Raw genomic sequence first — 16045 nt, forward strand, 5'->3', positions numbered from 1 at the left:
CGGTCAGGACTTTCGCAGGGCGGACCGGAACTCGGACAGGCGGAACGCACCCAGCAGGTGGCCCAGAAGGAAGTAAGACACTGCGGCGACAACGATCAGGCCCAGCAAGGCCAGATAGCGCCAGCCCTGAACCTCGAACGTCCAACCGAACAGCTGTATCGCCGCGATCAGCACCACGCCCATTCCTATTGAGGCGGCCAGTATCCTGGGCGCGCGACGCTTGAACCGGTCGTCGAAACGGGCCTCGTCGCCCATGCGCCGGGCGCCCAGTGCCAACAGCGCCACCATGCCCCACCCGGCGGCCGAGGCCGCGATGGCCGGGGCAATCCAGCCGACGATCGGGTACAGCCCAAAGGCCAGCACGGCGTTGATGACCATCGCCACAACGGCATATCGGAAGGGCGAACGGGTATCCTCGCGGGCGAAGAAAAGCGGTTGCAGCAGCTTTTGCAGCATGAAGGCCGGCAGGCCGATGCCATAGACCGCCACGGCCAGCGCGGTGGCAGCCGTGTCTTCGGGGGTGAACTGTCCACGTTCGAACAGGACCGAGACCAGCGGCACCGGGATGAGAACGAAGGCCACGGTTGCCGGAATGGTCAGCAACAGGGTGAACTCTCCGGCGCGGGAAAAGGCGTTGCGCGCGCCATCGCCGTCCCCCGCGCGCAGGCGGCGCGACAGGTCGGGTAACAGCACGATGCCCACGGCGATGCCGACCACGCCCAGCGGCAGCTGATACAGCCGGTCGGCGGCAAAGAGCCAGCTGATGGCCTTTTCGGTCTTTGACGCGACCAGCTGCCCGACAACGAGATTGACCTGCGTCACACCCATGGCAAGTGCCGCCGGTACCGCGATACGAACCATGTTGCGCATTTCAGGGCTGAGCTTCGGTCGGCCGAACCGGATGCGAATTCCGGCGCGCTCGGTGGCGACCCAAACCAGCGCCAGTTGAGCGACCCCGGCAATGGGTATGACGGCGATGAGCCAACGGATGACCTCGCCTCCGGTTGCCGCGCCTACGATCAGTGCCGTGCAGGCGAAGATGTTCAGCAGGACCGGAGCCGCTGCAGCGGCGGCGAATCGACCGGTGGCATTGAGAACCCCGGAAAACAGCGCGGCCAGAGACATGAACAGGATGTAGGGAAAGACGACATACCCGTAACCGACCGCCAGATCGAAACGTTCGTCGCCATAAAACCCTTCGGCCGTCAGCCAGACCAGCCCCGGCATGAACACCATGGCCAGCCCGACCAGCGCCAGAACGGCCGCCGCCAGCAGGTTGAACGCATCCTGCGCAAACCCCTGCGCGTCTTCGCCGCCTTCCAGCCGTTTCGAGAACATCGGAACGAAGGCTGCGTTGAAAGCGCCCTCGGCGAAGAACCGGCGGAACATGTTGGGCAGGCGGAAGGCTGCGACGAAAGCATCCATGACCGGCCCCGGCCCGATATAGGCTGTCAGCAGGATTTCCCGCAGAAAGCCCAGAATACGGCTGGCAAGGGTCCAGAACCCGACCGTGAACAGGCCCGAGAACAGGCGGATCTGCTTCATGAGGCCGCCCGCTCGGCGCCTTCGGTGATCGCGGTGCGCAGCTTGGCTTCCAGCGTCCTCTGCTTGGCCTCCGAGTGGTATTTGAGCCCGAACATGTCCTTGACGTAGAACGTATCCACCACCTGCTCGCCATAGGTCGCGATCACGGCATTGGCGATATAGACATTGGCGGCGGCAAGGGTCCGGGCCAGATCGTAGAGCAGGCCGGGCCGGTCGCGGGTGTCGACTTCGATGATCGTGTAGATCTCGGACCCTTCATTGTCGAAGGTGATGTGCGTCGGGACGTTGAACGCCTTTTCCCGCTTCTTGATCTTGTCGCGGGACTTGAGTGCCTCGCGGGCCACCACCTCGCCCTTGAGGGTGCGCTGAATCATCTGGGTCAGGCGCGGCAGACGCGACAGTTCGAACGGGTGGCCGTCAGCGTCCTGAATCCAGAACGCGTCAGTCACGTAGCCGTCCTTGGTGGTATAGCTGCGGGCATCGACCACGTTTGCGCCCACAAGCGCCAGCGCACCGGCAATCCGGGAAAAGATACCGGGGTGGTCGGCCATGGCAAAGCAGGCCCGCGTCGCATCCCGGTCTTCGTCAGGGTGCAGCCGGATTTCCATCGCCGCCGGATCCGCGCTTTTTTCCAGCGCGCGCAGCATTTCGGCGAACTCGACATGGGTCGAGAGGTTGAGTCCCTGCCAATACGGATCGTAGTGCCGACCGGTTTCCGTTTTGAGGTCGGCCTTGGACCAGGCTGACAACGCGTCACGCAGCGCTTTCTTGGCCTCGGCGCCACGATTGGCACGGTTGAGGTCCTCCATGCCGGTTTCCAGCGCGCGCTTAGTTTCCGCGTGCAAGGCCCGTAGCAGGGTGGCCTTCCAGTTGTTCCAGGTGTTCGGCCCAACGCCGCGGATGTCGCAGACTGTCAGGACCGTCAGCAGATCCAGCCGTTTGACGGTCTGAACCGCCTTGGCGAAGTCGCGCACCGTGCGCGGGTCCGAGATGTCACGCTTCTGCGCCATGTCCGACATCAGCAGGTGATACCGCACCAGCCATTCGACGGTTTCGCATTCTTTCTTGTTCAACCCCAGCCGAGGCGCGACCGTCCGTGCGATCTTGGCCCCCAGGATCGAGTGATCCTCGGGGCGGCCCTTGGCGATGTCGTGCAACAGCAGAGCGACGTAAAGCACACGCCGGTTCACTCCGCCCTCGAGGATCGACGAGGCCAGCGGCAGCGCTTCGACAAGTTCGCCCCGTTCGATCTGCGCCAGGTTGATGATGCACTGGATCGTGTGCTCGTCCACCGTGTAGCTGTGGTACATATTGAACTGCATCATCGCCACGATGGGCTCGAACTCGGGGATGAAGGCCGACAGAACGCCCAACTCGTTCATGCGGCGCAGCGCGCGTTCGGGATTGCCGTGTTTCAGCATCAGATCCAGAAAGATGCGCCTCGCCTCTTTGTCGTTGCGCATTTCGTCATCGATCAGGTGCAGGTTGGCCGTGACCAGCCGCATCGCATCGGGATGGATCAGCATACCCGTGCGCAGACCTTCCTCGAACAGACGCAGTAGATTCAGCTTGTCGGACAAAAAGCTCTTGGGGTCGGCCACGTCCAGCCGGCCATGAACAACCCTATAGCCCGGCTTGACCCGTGGCTTGCGGCTGAAGATGCGTTCCAGCAACGGCGCGTTCTTCATATGTGACGCTTCAAGCTTGGTCAGGAAGATCCGTGTCAGTTCTCCCACCTTCGTGGCTTCTCGGAAGTACCGCTGCATGAAGATTTCGACGGCCCGGCGGCCCGCTCGGTCTTCGTAACCCATGCGGTCGGCCACCTCGACCTGCAGATCAAAGGTCAGCTGTTCGGTTGCGCGCCGTGTCACCAGATGAAGATGCGAACGTACGGCCCAAAGGAAGTCTTCGGCCTGCACGAACGTGTTGAATTCGTCCTGGGTGAACAACCCCAGCGGGACAAGTTCAGCCACGTCGTGAACGCCGTAGATGTATTTGGCGATCCAATACAGGGACTGCAGGTCACGAAGGCCGCCTTTGCCTTCTTTCACGTTCGGTTCGACCATGTAACGCTCGCCCTGCTTGTGGTGGCGTTCGTCGCGTTCATGCAGTTTGGCTTCGATGAATTCGTGTTCGGTTCCTTTGAATAGCTCGGATTTCAGCCGGCTTTCCAGCTCATCGGCCAGGTCCAGATCACCGGCCAGATAGCGCTGTTCCAGCATCGCTGTCCGGATCGTGAAATCCTCGTCTCCAAGACGCAGGCAATCACGGATCGTGCGCGAGGAATGCCCGACTTTCAGCCGTAGATCCCACAGGATGTACAGCATCGACTCGATCACGCTCTCGGCCCAGGCGGTGATCTTGTAGGGAGTCAGAAACAGCAGATCGACATCCGAAAACGGCGCCATCTCGCCGCGCCCATAGCCGCCCACGGCCAAAACCGCCATCTTCTCGCCCTGGGTCGGGTTGGCCAATGGATGCAGATGCTGTCCGGCCACAGTCATCGCGGCGCAGACCAGCCCATCGGTCAGATAGGTGTAGGATCGCGTCAAAGACCGGGCGTCGAAGGGCCGGGCGGCGAATGCCTCTTCGATGGCCTGACGCCCGGATTTCTGAGCGTCCCGCAGGATCCGGACGGCCTCGTTTCGGGCTGCGGCCGTTTCCGGAATGTCTTTCAGGGCCTTCGACAGCAGCGCGTTGACCTTTTCGCCATCGAAGATTTCGCTGGCGTCGCAGATCAATGCGCCAGCCGGCGCGGGGATCGTCACAAGCTGATCAGAAACCGGCGCCAGAGAAGCTTTGCGGGGCAGGGTCAATCACAACTACCTGTTTGTTCTGGATCGTGGCCACGGCCAGACCTCGTTCATTCGTACCGTTCGGGCGCAGACGGAAAATACCGCCAACACCCTGGAACCCGGCATTCTGGGTCAGGGCCGCGGCGGAGAGGGCATTGGACTTCCCTTGGCTGGCCAGAGCGCCGATGGCGGCGATGCCGTCATAGGCCAGGCCGCTGATCGGATGCGGTGCCTCGCCATAGGTCGCGTTGTAGCGTACGCGATAGGCCTGGGCCTTGGCAGGGTCGGGCAAGGCAAACCACCCGCCCTGCACGCCCGGCAGTTCCAGCGTCTGGGCCGGAATGTCCCAGCGTGTCAGGCCAATATATTGCACGGTTGCCGGTGAGACACCGGCCTCGGGCAGCAACTGGCTGAAAAGCGGCAGCGCGCCGGCGGTCGTGGCGGTCAAAAAGAGCGAATCCGCCCCCGTCGAGTCCACAGTTGCCTTGATTGCAGGGATGGCGTCGATCACGCCCTGCTGAGATCGATCAAAACCGACCACACCCGCATTCGCCACACGGCTGTTGCCAAGTGCGTTCGAGATTGCCGCCTGGCCCAATTGGCCTGCCGCATCGTTGCTGTGCACGATGACGGTGCTTTTCTTTCCCTGTTTGCCGGCGTAGCTGACAAGCCGGTTGGCCGTGTTGTCGAAGGTCGGGCCAAGGACAAACACGTTTCCGCCGGCAATGCTGGTATTGTTCGAGAAGGACAGAACGTTCACGTTCTTGCTCAGAACCGCAAGGCCTGCAGCATTGGCGGCCTGCGCGTAAACCGGCCCCAGAATGACCTTTGCGCCGTCGGCAACGGCCTGCTGCGCAACTGCGGCTGCCGTGTTCGGATTGCCGGCAGTGTCATAGACGCGAAGATCGATCTTGACGTTGTTCAGATCGGCCATGGCCAGCCGGGCAGCGTTCTCAAGGCTTTGCGCCAACGCGGCGTCGCCCGATTTGGGCACCAGCAGGGCAACGGGGATCGGCTCTGACGTGTCTATCGACGGTCCGCGCCCGGTGGCACCGGGTTCGCAGGCGGCCAAAAATGCCGCCGCGGTCAGGCCGATGGCGAATTTCGCCAGTTTGCGAACGGGCTTGCAAACGGTAAACATCTAAATGAAAACTCCCTGATCCGGCGGCAAAGAACGCTGCTGTTCTATCACGCCGCGATAATAAACGTCACGCTGCGAGGGTCCAGCTTTGAATTTCCAAAAGGTAAGATTGGCTGGGGGGCTGTATTTTGTTGCCACTCCGATCGGAACGGCGCGCGACATTACGCTCAGGGCGCTGGACGTTCTGGCCTCGGCTGATGTGATCGCGGCGGAAGATACACGCAGCCTGCGCAGATTGATGGAGATCCACGGTGTACCCCTAGAAGGGCGGCGCATCCTGGCCTATCACGACCACAGCGGCACGGCTGCGCGTGAAAAACTGATTGCCGAACTGTCCCAGGGCAAGTCCGTGGCCTACGCGTCCGAGGCGGGGATGCCGCTGATCGCCGACCCGGGTTATGATCTGGGCAAGAAGGCGGCCGAGGCCGGGTTCAGCGTGACCTGCGCCCCTGGAGCGTCAGCCGTCGTTACGGCGCTGACCCTGGCGGGCTTGCCGACGGACGCCTTCTTTTTCGCCGGATTCCTGCCGAATGCGTCCGGCGCCCGCCGAACACGGATCGAGGCGTTGCGGGATGTTCCCGGGACGCTGGTGTTCTACGAATCTCCCAAGCGTTTGGGGGCGTGCCTGTCGGATCTGGCGCAGGTTCTGGGTGGCGAGCGTCAGGCCGCGGTCTGTCGTGAACTGACCAAGAAGTTCGAAGAAGTCCGGCGGGCCAGCCTTGCTGAGCTGTCCGAACAGTATCGAGATGCCACCGTGAAGGGCGAGATCGTCTTGCTGGTGGACCGTGCCCATTCACAAGCCGTTAACGATTCAGATGTAGAAGAAGCGTTGCGACAGGCTCTGGAAACGCACTCGGTGCGGGATGCGGCGGATCTGGTGTCCAGAATGTATGATTTGCCAAGGCGGCCGATCTACCAGAAGGCCCTGAAGATAGGAAAGGGATGATATGGCGCTACGGTCGGTCCAGGGCTCGGTTTCCTATCACTCCGGGCAGGCGGCCGAGAACAGCGTCGCTGCCGATTACGAGAGCCGAGGGTTCAAGGTCTGTCACAGGCGTTGGCGCGGCGCGGGTGGCGAGATCGACCTGATCGTCCGGGATGCACAGGGCCTTGTGTTCGTCGAGGTCAAGAAAAGCCAAACCTTTGACAGCGCCGCCGCCCGGATCAGCAAGCGGCAGATCGACCGGATTTGCGCCTCGGCGGCGCAGTATTTGGCGCAGGAACCGGGCGGGCAGCTGACCAATGTCCGGTTCGACGCGGCTCTGGTGGATGCAACGGGCGCAGTACAAATCGTCGAAAACGCCTTTGGTCAGGGCTGATCGCCATTGAACACCCGTCCCCGCTGGGCCATGTATCTGGCGTGACTACGAGGGACACGCCATGAAAATCGCCTTTCAGATGGACCCGATCGGGGCCGTGGACATCAATGCAGACAGCTCGTTCCGGCTGGCCGAAGAAGCCCAGGCCCGTGGGCACCAACTGTTTTACTACGGACCCGATCAGCTGGCCTATCAAGAGGGGCGCATCACCGCCCGCGGTCACGACATGACGGTGCAGCGGGTTGCGGACCAGCCGGCGGTTCTGGGGCCTGAGCGCGAGGTTGATCTGGCGGATTTCGATGTCGTCTGGCTGCGGCAGGACCCGCCGTTCGACATGCACTATATCACGTCCACCCATCTGCTGGATCGGTTGCGTGGGCAGGCTCTTGTGGTGAATGATCCGTTCTGGGTGCGCAACTATCCGGAAAAACTGCTGGTTCTGGATTTTCCCGACCTGACTCCGCCCACCACGATCGCCCGCGATCTGCAGACGATCAAGGCGTTCAAGGAAAAGCACGGCGACATCATCCTCAAGCCGCTCTATGGCAATGGCGGGGCCGGCGTGTTCCGGCTGGATGCCGATGACCGCAACCTGACTTCATTGCACGAGTTGTTCACCGGTTTCTCGCGCGAGCCGCTGATCGTTCAGAAATTCCTGCCGGATGTGCGCAACGGCGACAAGCGGGTGATCCTGGTCGATGGCGAACCGGTCGGCGCGATCAACCGCGTTCCGGCCGAGGGTGAGACCCGGTCGAACATGCATGTGGGTGGCCGTCCCGAAAAGATCGGGCTGACCGACCGCGATCTTGAGATCTGCGCGGCCATCGGTCCGCTGCTGAAGGAAAAGGGCCAGATCTTTGTAGGTATCGACGTTATCGGCGACTATCTGACCGAAATCAACGTGACCTCGCCCACCGGAATCCAGGAATTGGAGCGGTTCAACGGAACCAATATCGCCGAAAAGATCTGGCAGGCGATCGAGGCCAAGGTCTAGGCCGCAACCCGGGCGCTGATCCTATAGCTCAGCGCCTCGGCCACGTGGGGGCGACGCACATCGGGCGCGCCCTCCAGATCGGCAATGGTGCGGGCCACGCGCAGAATGCGGTGGTAGGCCCGTGCCGACAGGCCGAACCGCTCGGCCGCCTTGACCAGCAGGTCCTTGCCCTCGGCGTCAGGTGCGGCGACCTCTTCCAGCAGATTGCCCTCGATATCGGCGTTCTGGCGAATCCCGGGCGTGTCCTGAAAGCGCCGGGCCTGAACAACGCGCGCCTGTTGCACCCGCGCGGCGACGGTGGCCGAGCTGTCTCCGGATGGCGGCAGGTCGAGGTCGGTAAAGCCCACGGGCGGCACCTCGATCCGTAGATCGAACCGGTCCATCAACGGCCCCGATATGCGGCCCAGATAGTCCTCGCCGCAGATCGGCGCGCGCGAGCAGGCGCGGGACGGATCGCTGAGATATCCGCACTTGCAGGGGTTCGCCGCCGCCACCAGCATGAACCGGCAGGGGTATTTCACATGGGCGTTGGCGCGGGCGACCATGACCTCGCCGGTCTCGATTGGCTGGCGCAGGGTTTCGAGAACCGTTCGCGGAAACTCGGGGAATTCGTCCATGAACAGCACGCCGTTGTGGGCCAGGGAAATCTCGCCAGGTTTCGCGCCCTTTCCGCCGCCCACGATCGCCGCCATCGACGCCGTGTGATGCGGTTCGCGGAACGGGCGGGTCCGGCTGATGCCGCCTTCGTCCAGCATGCCGCACAGCGATTGGATCATCGAGGTCTCGAGGGCCTCGGTGGGCGTCAACGGCGGCAATATGCCGGGCAGGCGGGCGGCGAGCATGGATTTGCCTGACCCCGGCGTGCCGATCATTATCATGTGGTGACGGCCGGCCGCTGCGATTTCCAATGCGCGTTTTGCCCGTTCCTGCCCTTTTACGTCGCGCAGATCGCGGGTCGAGGGCTCCAACCTGACCTCGCCGGGCTGGGCGACCGGCAGGGGCGACTGGCCGGTGAAATGGCGCACGACGTCGGCTAGGGACGTGGCCCCGATCACCTGGGTCGCGTCGACCCAGGCCGCCTCGGCACCTGACGCGCGCGGACACAGCAGCGTGCGGCCCTCGGCCGCGGCGGTCATCGCGGCGGGCAGGGCGCCGGCCACGGGCACCAATGAGCCGTCCAGTGAAAGCTCGCCCAGAGCCATGGTGCCTTCGGCGGCGTCGGCGGGCAGGATGTCGATCGCACAGAGCAGGGCCAGCGCGATCGGCAGGTCGAAATGGCTGCCTTCTTTGGGCAGGTCAGCGGGCGACAGGTTGATCGTGATGCGTTTGGAGGGCAGCGCAATGGCCATCGCGCTGAGCGCACTGCGCACGCGTTCGCGGGCCTCGGACACGGCCTTGTCCGGCAGGCCGACGATTGAAAAGGCGGGCAGCCCGGGGGAGACGGCGCATTGCACCTCGACCGGGCGGGCCTCGACCCCCTGAAAGGCAACGGTATGAGCGCGGGCGACCATGGCGATCCTGTTATTGATTAACAGGACCTTGCTGCCATGGCGTCGGTTTAGGAATGGTTAACGGTCACACCGCTTGCCGGATCATTTGCGTGAATTTCGGCCACGTTCTGGGGTCGGCCACGGTTTTGTTGCGGCAGAAGGTGTTGCAGAAGCCCCATCTTTTGCCATCCAGCTCCAGAAATGCGGTCACCGGCTTGCCGGAATAGGGGCAGCGGTCATTGACCGAAGGCCCCGCCTCAACCGCGCGGGCCGTCGAGGCCCCGCCGATCGGCCAGGGCTCGGCGTTGAGCGGCTGGTCATAGGGGAACGGGTCGTAGTCGACGGTCAGCCCCATCGCGCGCCATTGCCGAACCGCCGGGTCCGACAACAATTCCATGCAGTAGTCGTGGCTCTGCACGGACACGGGCAGACCGTAGCCGATGATCCGGGCTGCGACCGGCGTATAGAACACATCGGCCAGCGAATAGCGGCCGAACAACGGGCCGGACGTCGTGCCCGAGATCTTGCGCGCATGCGCCCACAGGGTCTCGATCCGGGTCAGATCGGCGCGAGTTTCTCCTGACGGCTCGAACCCTTTCCAGCGGTGTTTGAGTTGCATGGGGCAGGCCGACCGCAGCGCGTGGAACCCGGCGACCATCTCGGCACACAGCCAACGGGCGGTTGCGCGGGCGGCGGCGTTCCGCGGCCAAAGCCCCGCATCGGGGTGGCGTTCGGCGAGCGTCTCGGCCATGACGAGGCTTTCACCGACCACCGTGCCGTCGGGCAGGCGCAGCGCGGGGACCAGACGGGCCGGGGCCAGCGGCTGCATGTCCCGGGCCATCGTGCCCGAATACAGGCCGATCATGTGGGTCGTGTAGGGCAGGCCGAATTTTTCCAGCATCAGCCATCCGCGCATGGACCAGCTTGAAAACAGGCGGTCCCCGATGAAAAGGTCATAGGTCATGGCCCGAGGATGGCCGAACGCCCGATATCAGTAAAACGCTGAATTGTGCGCCCCGTGTTCACGGAAGATGATTGATCCGGCCGGCCGACCAGGTTTTGCCGTCAAAGGCCAGTTCGGTCACCGAGAGGTTGTCGATGCGATGGGCAAAGGTCCGTTGCGCGTCCATGTCAAGGGCGCGCTGTACCTGGGTCAGGATTACGCCGAAATGGGCCACGATCACCAGATCGGCGCCTGTATGCATACCGATCAACCCGTCGATCGCCGCGTCGACCCGCGCGCGGACCGCGTTCCAGCTTTCGCCGTTGGGCGGGCGCACGTCGCCGGGGCTGTCCCAATAGGCAAAGGCCAGTTCGGGGTCTTCGGCCTCGATCTCGGCGAATGCGCGCATCTCCCACGTGCCGAAATGGATCTCGCGCAGGTCGGGATGGTGCGGCAGCCGGCGACGCGTGCCCTGAATGGCCGTGGCCGTATCCGCGGCGCGCGACAGGTCCGACGAAATGACCAGCGCATCCTGCGGCAGGTGGTCATGCAGGCGCGCGAGGGCCGCGTGGTCGCTCAGGTCGGCGGGAATATCGGACCAGCCCACCATCGTTTTGGCATGGGTCGGGCCGTGGCGGACGAGGTGCAACCGGGTCACGGCAACTGGCCTTTCAAAACCTGCGGTAGTCCCGCGATGACCTGAACCACAAGGCCGGCTTGGGCGGCGAGGGCGATGTTCAACCGCCCCTGCGCCTCGCGGAACTTGCGGGCCAGCGCATTGTCGGGGACGATACCGTGCCCCACTTCGTTCGAGACGATAATGACCTGCGCGGGGCAGGTCCGTAGCGCGGCCAGAAGGGCGGCCTGTTCCTGTTCAAGATCGCTGTCGGCCAGCAGGTGATTGCTGAGCCACATCGTGGCGCAATCGATAAGACAGACCTGATCCCGGCTCAGCCCCGCCAGCGCCGGGCGCAGATCCATCGGGGCTTCGATCGTGGCCCAGCCGTCGCCTCTTTGGTCCACATGGCGCCTGATTTTTAGGCGCATCTCATCATCAAACACTTGTGATGTTGCCAGGTAGACGCGGGTTTTACCTGTTGAAACAACGAGTTGCTCGGCAAATGCAGATTTTCCCGATGCCGCGCCACCCAGGACAAAGGTTAAATCGGGATGCATTTTTTACTACCTTTACAGTGATCCACCCGGTGCGCCCTTGCGTATCGACCATACGTCGGCAAGGCAAGACCGGCGGCGCCTACGACAGATGGGAGAGCTGCATGGCACTGGATAACCCGAACGACTTCTCGATGTCCCGGCAGGCTATGAAAGCCGAATTGCTGGATGCGGAAACTGAATTGCGTCTGGCTTATGCCTGGCGAGACGAGCGCGACGAACAGGCCCTTCACCGGTTGATAACGGCCTATATGCGTCTGGCCATTTCAATGGCGGCCAAGTTCAAACGCTATGGCGCGCCGATGAATGACCTGATCCAAGAGGCCGGGCTTGGCCTGATGAAGGCCGCTGACAAATTCGACCCGGATCGCGGGGTCCGCTTTTCGACCTATGCGGTGTGGTGGATCAAGGCCAGCATTCAGGATTACGTGATGCGCAACTGGTCGATGGTACGGACCGGTTCGACATCGTCCCAGAAATCCCTGTTCTTCAACATGCGGCGCGTGCAGGCCCGGCTGGAGCGCGAAGCCGCGACCGATGGCGTCGAATTGGACCGCCATCAGCTGCACCAGATGATTGCGGCCGAGATCGGTGTACCGCTGCGCGATGTGGAAATGATGCACGGTCGGTTGGCCGGCTCAGACTTTTCGCTGAACGCCGTTCAATCGGCTGACGAGGATGGTCGCGAGTGGATCGACGCGTTGGAGGATGATCGCGAGCAGGCTGCAGAAACTGTCGAGAACAGCCACGATACCCGCCGGTTGCGGGAATGGTTGATCACGGCGATGCAAGCGCTCAACGACCGGGAACGGTTCATCGTGCGTGAGCGTAAGCTGCGTGAGCCGGCGCGCACATTGGAAAGCCTGGGTCAGGAACTGGGTTTGTCCAAGGAACGCGTGCGACAGCTCGAGGCAGCGGCGTTCGTGAAGATGCGTAAGAACCTTGAAGCTCAATCGCGCGAGGTGCAACACTTCTTCGCATGAGACATCTTGCGATTCTGACGGCGGCCGTGCTGTCGCTGACATTTTTGACCCGGCCAGTTCTGGCCGGGGACCTTATTCCCGAAGATATATTGGCACAGATGAGGGACGCCGATGTCGTGATCCTTGGCGAAGTTCACGACAACCCCCTTCATCACCTGGTCCAGACCGAAGCGATTGCGGACATCGATCCGTCTGCAATGGTCTGGGAAATGGTAACCGAGGAAGGGGCTCAGAGACTGGCGCAGACTGCCGCCTCGAACCCCGAGGAGCTGTCACGGATCCTGAGATGGGCCGAAACGGGATGGCCGCCGCTCAGCATGTATTACCCTGTTTTCCAAGCATCAGAGGCCCCGGTATACGGAGCGATGGTGCCGCGCGCGGCTGCGCGGGCTGCGATGGAACGCGGTGCCGCAACGACCCTGGGCGCGGATGCGGCGCGATATGGGTTGAACATTCCATTGGCGCCCGAGGATCAGGCAGCGCGCGAGGCCGAGCAATTGGCAGCGCATTGCAACGCACTTCCCGCCGAGGCCTTGCCGCAACTGGTGGCGATCCAGCGTCTGCGCGATGCTGTTCTGACCCGGGCCATTCTGCGTGCAATTGATGAAACTGGCGGTCCGGTGGCGGTGATTACCGGAAACGGGCACGCGCGCAAGGATCAGGGCATTCCGACCTTTCTGTCGCGCCTGCGTCCGGGCCTTAAGGTCTTTGTTCTCGGTCAGGCCGAAGACGGTGTCGTGACCGGTGATTTTGACGCGGTGATTGACAGCCCTGCGGCCGAACGCGAAGACCCCTGCAAGGCCTTCGAGTCTCAGAATTAAGCACTGGAACTCGGGACATGGGTTGCATAGTGTCGAGGCCGAGCACGACCGGGAAGGGCTGAACATGCTGGCATCCAAACGGATCCTCCTGATCCTTGGCGGTGGGATCGCGGCCTACAAATCGCTGGATCTGATCCGAAGGTTGAAGGAGCGCGGGGCGGCGGTGACCCCGGTCCTGACCCGCGCTGCCGAGGAATTCGTGACCCCCTTGTCCGTGTCTGCACTTGCCGGTGAAAAAGCTTATCGTGAACTGTTCGACCTGACGGACGAGGCCGAGATGGGACATATCCAGCTGTCACGTTCGGCTGATCTGATCGTCGTGGCCCCGGCGACTGCGGATTTGATGGGAAAGATGGCCGGGGGTCTGGCCAATGATCTGGCATCGACCCTGTTGATGGCCACGGATACCCCTGTTTTATGTGCGCCGGCGATGAACGTGCGGATGTGGAACCATCCGGCAACTCGCCGGAACCACAAGCAGTTGATCGCGGACGGCGTCCGGTTTGTCGGACCCAATGACGGTGACATGGCTTGTGGCGAGTTCGGTCCCGGCCGCATGTCGGAACCTCTCGAGATCGTGGCGGCGGTCGAGTCTGCCTTGTCGGATGGCCCGCTGAAGGGAAAGCGGATTCTCGTGACGTCGGGGCCGACGCATGAGCCGATTGATCCGGTTCGGTACATTGCGAACCGATCCTCGGGGGCGCAGGGGACGGCGATTGCCAACGCTTTGGCGGCCCTGGGGGCCGAAGTCGTTTTCGTAACCGGCCCCGCGGATGTGCCACCACCCCAAGGCGTCCAGGTTGTGCAGGTTGAGACTGCGCAACAAATGTCGGATGCGGTGGACGCGGCTCTGCCGGTGGATGTGGGCGTGTTTGCCGCAGCCGTGGCCGATTGGCGGATAGACGGGGCATCAGACCGCAAGTTGAAGAAAAGCCGCGATGGGATGCCTGCCCTACAATTTGCCGAGAACCCGGACATCCTCAAACGGATTTCGCATCTGGAGACCGGCCGACCCTCCTTGGTCGTGGGTTTCGCCGCTGAAACGGATGATGTGATCGCCCACGCAACCGCCAAGCGGGCGCGCAAAGGGTGCGATTGGATCCTGGCCAATGATGTCAGCCCGGTGACCGGCATCATGGGTGGGGCCGAAAATGCGGTCGTTCTGATATCGGATGCGGGTGCCGAGGAGTGGCCACGCATGGGCAAGGACGCAGTGGCCGCGCGGCTGGCGGAAAAGATCGCGGCCGCGCTGGCGCTGTGATGCGGTTGTTTGACAGAAGATGAAGGTTGGGATGCGCTGATGGTGGCAATCCGGGTGATCCGAGAAGACGGGGCCGATCCGGCCATTGCATTGCCGTCCTATGAGACGGCCGGGGCAGCCGGCGCGGATGTGCGGGCCAACCTGCCTAATCGAGGATCGATCACCCTTCAACCCGGTGAGCGCGCCTTGGTTCCGACCGGCCTGCGGGTAGAGATTCCGGATGGATACGAGATCCAGGTGCGTCCGCGCTCGGGACTTGCGTTGAAACACGGGATCACGCTGCCGAACGCACCGGGCACGATCGACAGCGACTATCGCGGTCCCTTGGGGGTGATCGTGCTGAATGCGGGTCAGGAAGCCTTTGAAATCGGACATGGCGACAGAATTGCGCAGCTTGTCGTGGCCCCGGTGATCCAGGCGCGGTTCGAGATGGCGGACAGCCTGCAGGAATCGCAGCGCGGTTCCGGTGGGTTCGGATCCACGGGGCGCGCCTGATGGTTCTGGTACTGGCACTGGCAGCGGGGCTGTGGGGGCTTGGCTACCTCGCTGGTGCCTCGCGTACCGCCCGTTGGGTGTCGGTTCTGGTTTTGCTGGCAGGTGTGGTTCTGTCTCATCTGGTTTTGCCCGACGGGAACCCACTGCGCGAGGCCACAGGCGGCTCGGCCGCGATGTGGCTGATCCTGGGTGGTTTCGTTTTGCTGGCCATGGGTTATGGCGCTGTGGTGAAAGCCCTGAGGCGCCGGGCCAATCCACCGTCGGATATTCGGCCCAAAAGCCCATCTGACCAGTTCAGCGAAGCCGAACTGGAGCGCTATGCCCGTCACATCGTCTTGCGCGAACTTGGTGGACCCGGGCAGAAACGGATGAAGACCGCTCGGGTATTGGTGATCGGGGCAGGTGGATTGGGCGCACCGGCGCTGCAGTACCTTGCAGCCGCCGGCGTGGGCACGATTGGCATCATTGATGATGACGTGGTCGAGAATGCCAATCTGCAGCGGCAGGTCATCCATCGGGATGCCGATATCGGAATGCCCAAAGTCTTTTCTGCGCAGCAAGCAATGGAGGCGCAGAACCCCAATGTCATCGTTCGCCCCTATCACCGCCGCCTGACGGACGACATCGCGGCCGACCTGTTCGCGGATTATGACCTGATCCTCGATGGCACCGACAATTTCGAAACCCGGTATCTGGCCAACCGCACAGCGGTGGCTTTGGGCAAGCCCCTGATCTCAGGCGCGCTGTCCCAATGGGAAGGCCAACTGAGCGTGTTCGACCCCGCCAACAACGCCCCTTGCTACCAATGCATTTTTCCCGAAGCGCCTGCGCCGGGTCTCGCGCCTTCCTGTGCCGAGGCCGGGGTGGTCGGGCCACTGCCGGGCGTGGTGGGGGCGATGATGGCGGTTGAGGCGGTCAAGGTGGTCACGGGTGCAGGTCAGGCCTTGCGTGGCGAGATGCTGATCTATGACGCGCTTTATGGCGAAAGCCGCAAGATCACCCTGTCCCGGCGGTACGATTGCCCGGTTTGCGGGCAACCCGTTTGATCGCGGCCACTGGACGATCTTGCCCTGCATTCCTAGCTT

Annotated in this window: 15 protein-coding genes; 8 read left to right on the forward strand and 7 right to left on the reverse strand. The window is 62.8% G+C overall.

From position 1 onward, the window contains the following. Window positions 1-3: 3 nt before the first annotated feature. The 3 genes from murJ to GOW72_RS17005 are packed head-to-tail and all read right to left on the reverse strand — an operon-like array spanning window position 4 to window position 5481. Window positions 4-1545 carry a murein biosynthesis integral membrane protein MurJ gene (gene murJ, locus GOW72_RS16995; RefSeq protein ID WP_170367652.1) on the reverse strand — a complete coding sequence of 514 codons (1542 nt, stop codon included), beginning with the start codon at window positions 1543-1545 and terminating at the stop codon, window positions 4-6. Beyond that, a complete protein-coding gene (locus GOW72_RS17000) occupies window positions 1542-4361 on the reverse strand; it encodes a [protein-PII] uridylyltransferase (protein WP_170367653.1) in 2820 nt (939 codons plus the stop codon). Before GOW72_RS17000 ends, murJ begins: the two co-directional genes overlap by 4 nt. Then, the gene (locus GOW72_RS17005; protein WP_170360183.1) at window positions 4321-5481 is read right to left on the reverse strand and encodes a penicillin-binding protein activator; all 1161 of its coding nucleotides are present in this window, start codon (window positions 5479-5481) and stop codon (window positions 4321-4323) included. Before GOW72_RS17005 ends, GOW72_RS17000 begins: the two co-directional genes overlap by 41 nt. An 88-nt stretch (window positions 5482-5569) precedes the next feature. On the opposite strand from GOW72_RS17005, the gene rsmI reads away from it, so the two are divergent. From rsmI to gshB, 3 genes are all read left to right on the forward strand, one after another. After that, window positions 5570-6427: a 16S rRNA (cytidine(1402)-2'-O)-methyltransferase gene (gene rsmI / locus GOW72_RS17010; protein ID WP_170367654.1), complete on the forward strand. Its 858-nt coding sequence runs from the start codon at window positions 5570-5572 to the stop codon at window positions 6425-6427. Between the two features lies 1 nt (window position 6428). Further along, window positions 6429-6800, forward strand: coding sequence for a YraN family protein (locus GOW72_RS17015; RefSeq protein WP_170367655.1), 372 nt, complete (start codon window positions 6429-6431; stop codon window positions 6798-6800). 61 nt (window positions 6801-6861) lie between these two features. Then, a complete protein-coding gene (gshB, locus tag GOW72_RS17020) occupies window positions 6862-7794 on the forward strand; it encodes a glutathione synthase (protein WP_170360189.1) in 933 nt (310 codons plus the stop codon). Here gshB and GOW72_RS17025 read toward each other — a convergent pair. The 4 genes from GOW72_RS17025 to cobU form a co-directional block, all read right to left on the reverse strand. Beyond that, a complete protein-coding gene (locus tag GOW72_RS17025; protein ID WP_170367656.1) occupies window positions 7791-9305 on the reverse strand; it encodes a YifB family Mg chelatase-like AAA ATPase in 1515 nt (504 codons plus the stop codon). The two genes, gshB and GOW72_RS17025, sit on opposite strands and share 4 nt — an antisense overlap. Window positions 9306-9369: 64 nt before the next feature. Beyond that, window positions 9370-10248: a glutathione S-transferase gene (locus GOW72_RS17030; RefSeq protein ID WP_170367657.1), complete on the reverse strand. Its 879-nt coding sequence runs from the start codon at window positions 10246-10248 to the stop codon at window positions 9370-9372. Window positions 10249-10306: 58 nt separating this feature from the next. Next, the gene (locus GOW72_RS17035; protein WP_170367658.1) at window positions 10307-10885 is read right to left on the reverse strand and encodes a histidine phosphatase family protein; all 579 of its coding nucleotides are present in this window, start codon (window positions 10883-10885) and stop codon (window positions 10307-10309) included. After that, a complete protein-coding gene (cobU, locus tag GOW72_RS17040; protein ID WP_170360197.1) occupies window positions 10882-11403 on the reverse strand; it encodes a bifunctional adenosylcobinamide kinase/adenosylcobinamide-phosphate guanylyltransferase in 522 nt (173 codons plus the stop codon). The genes GOW72_RS17035 and cobU overlap by 4 nt, the downstream gene beginning before the upstream one ends. 101 nt (window positions 11404-11504) lie before the next feature. Here cobU and GOW72_RS17045 point away from each other — a divergent pair, with 101 nt between their 5' ends. The 5 genes from GOW72_RS17045 (at window position 11505) to GOW72_RS17065 (ending at window position 16006) form a co-directional block, all read left to right on the forward strand. Beyond that, on the forward strand, window positions 11505-12383 hold the full coding sequence (locus GOW72_RS17045; protein ID WP_170367659.1) for an RNA polymerase factor sigma-32: 879 nt from the start codon (window positions 11505-11507) through the stop codon (window positions 12381-12383). Further along, window positions 12380-13204, forward strand: a complete 825-nt coding sequence (locus GOW72_RS17050; RefSeq protein WP_170367660.1) for a ChaN family lipoprotein — start codon at window positions 12380-12382, stop codon at window positions 13202-13204. Before GOW72_RS17045 ends, GOW72_RS17050 begins: the two co-directional genes overlap by 4 nt. Before the next feature lie 64 nt (window positions 13205-13268). Further along, window positions 13269-14465, forward strand: a complete 1197-nt coding sequence (gene coaBC / locus GOW72_RS17055; RefSeq protein WP_170367661.1) for a bifunctional phosphopantothenoylcysteine decarboxylase/phosphopantothenate--cysteine ligase CoaBC — start codon at window positions 13269-13271, stop codon at window positions 14463-14465. Window positions 14466-14504: 39 nt separating this feature from the next. Further along, window positions 14505-14960 carry a dUTP diphosphatase gene (gene dut / locus GOW72_RS17060; RefSeq protein WP_170367790.1) on the forward strand — a complete coding sequence of 152 codons (456 nt, stop codon included), beginning with the start codon at window positions 14505-14507 and terminating at the stop codon, window positions 14958-14960. Further along, window positions 14960-16006, forward strand: a complete 1047-nt coding sequence (locus tag GOW72_RS17065; protein ID WP_170367662.1) for a HesA/MoeB/ThiF family protein — start codon at window positions 14960-14962, stop codon at window positions 16004-16006. Before dut ends, GOW72_RS17065 begins: the two co-directional genes overlap by 1 nt. The last annotated feature ends 39 nt before the right edge of the window (window positions 16007-16045 follow it).

Source organism: Ruegeria arenilitoris (genome assembly GCF_013032855.1).
GTDB classification, from domain to species: domain Bacteria; phylum Pseudomonadota; class Alphaproteobacteria; order Rhodobacterales; family Rhodobacteraceae; genus Ruegeria; species Ruegeria arenilitoris.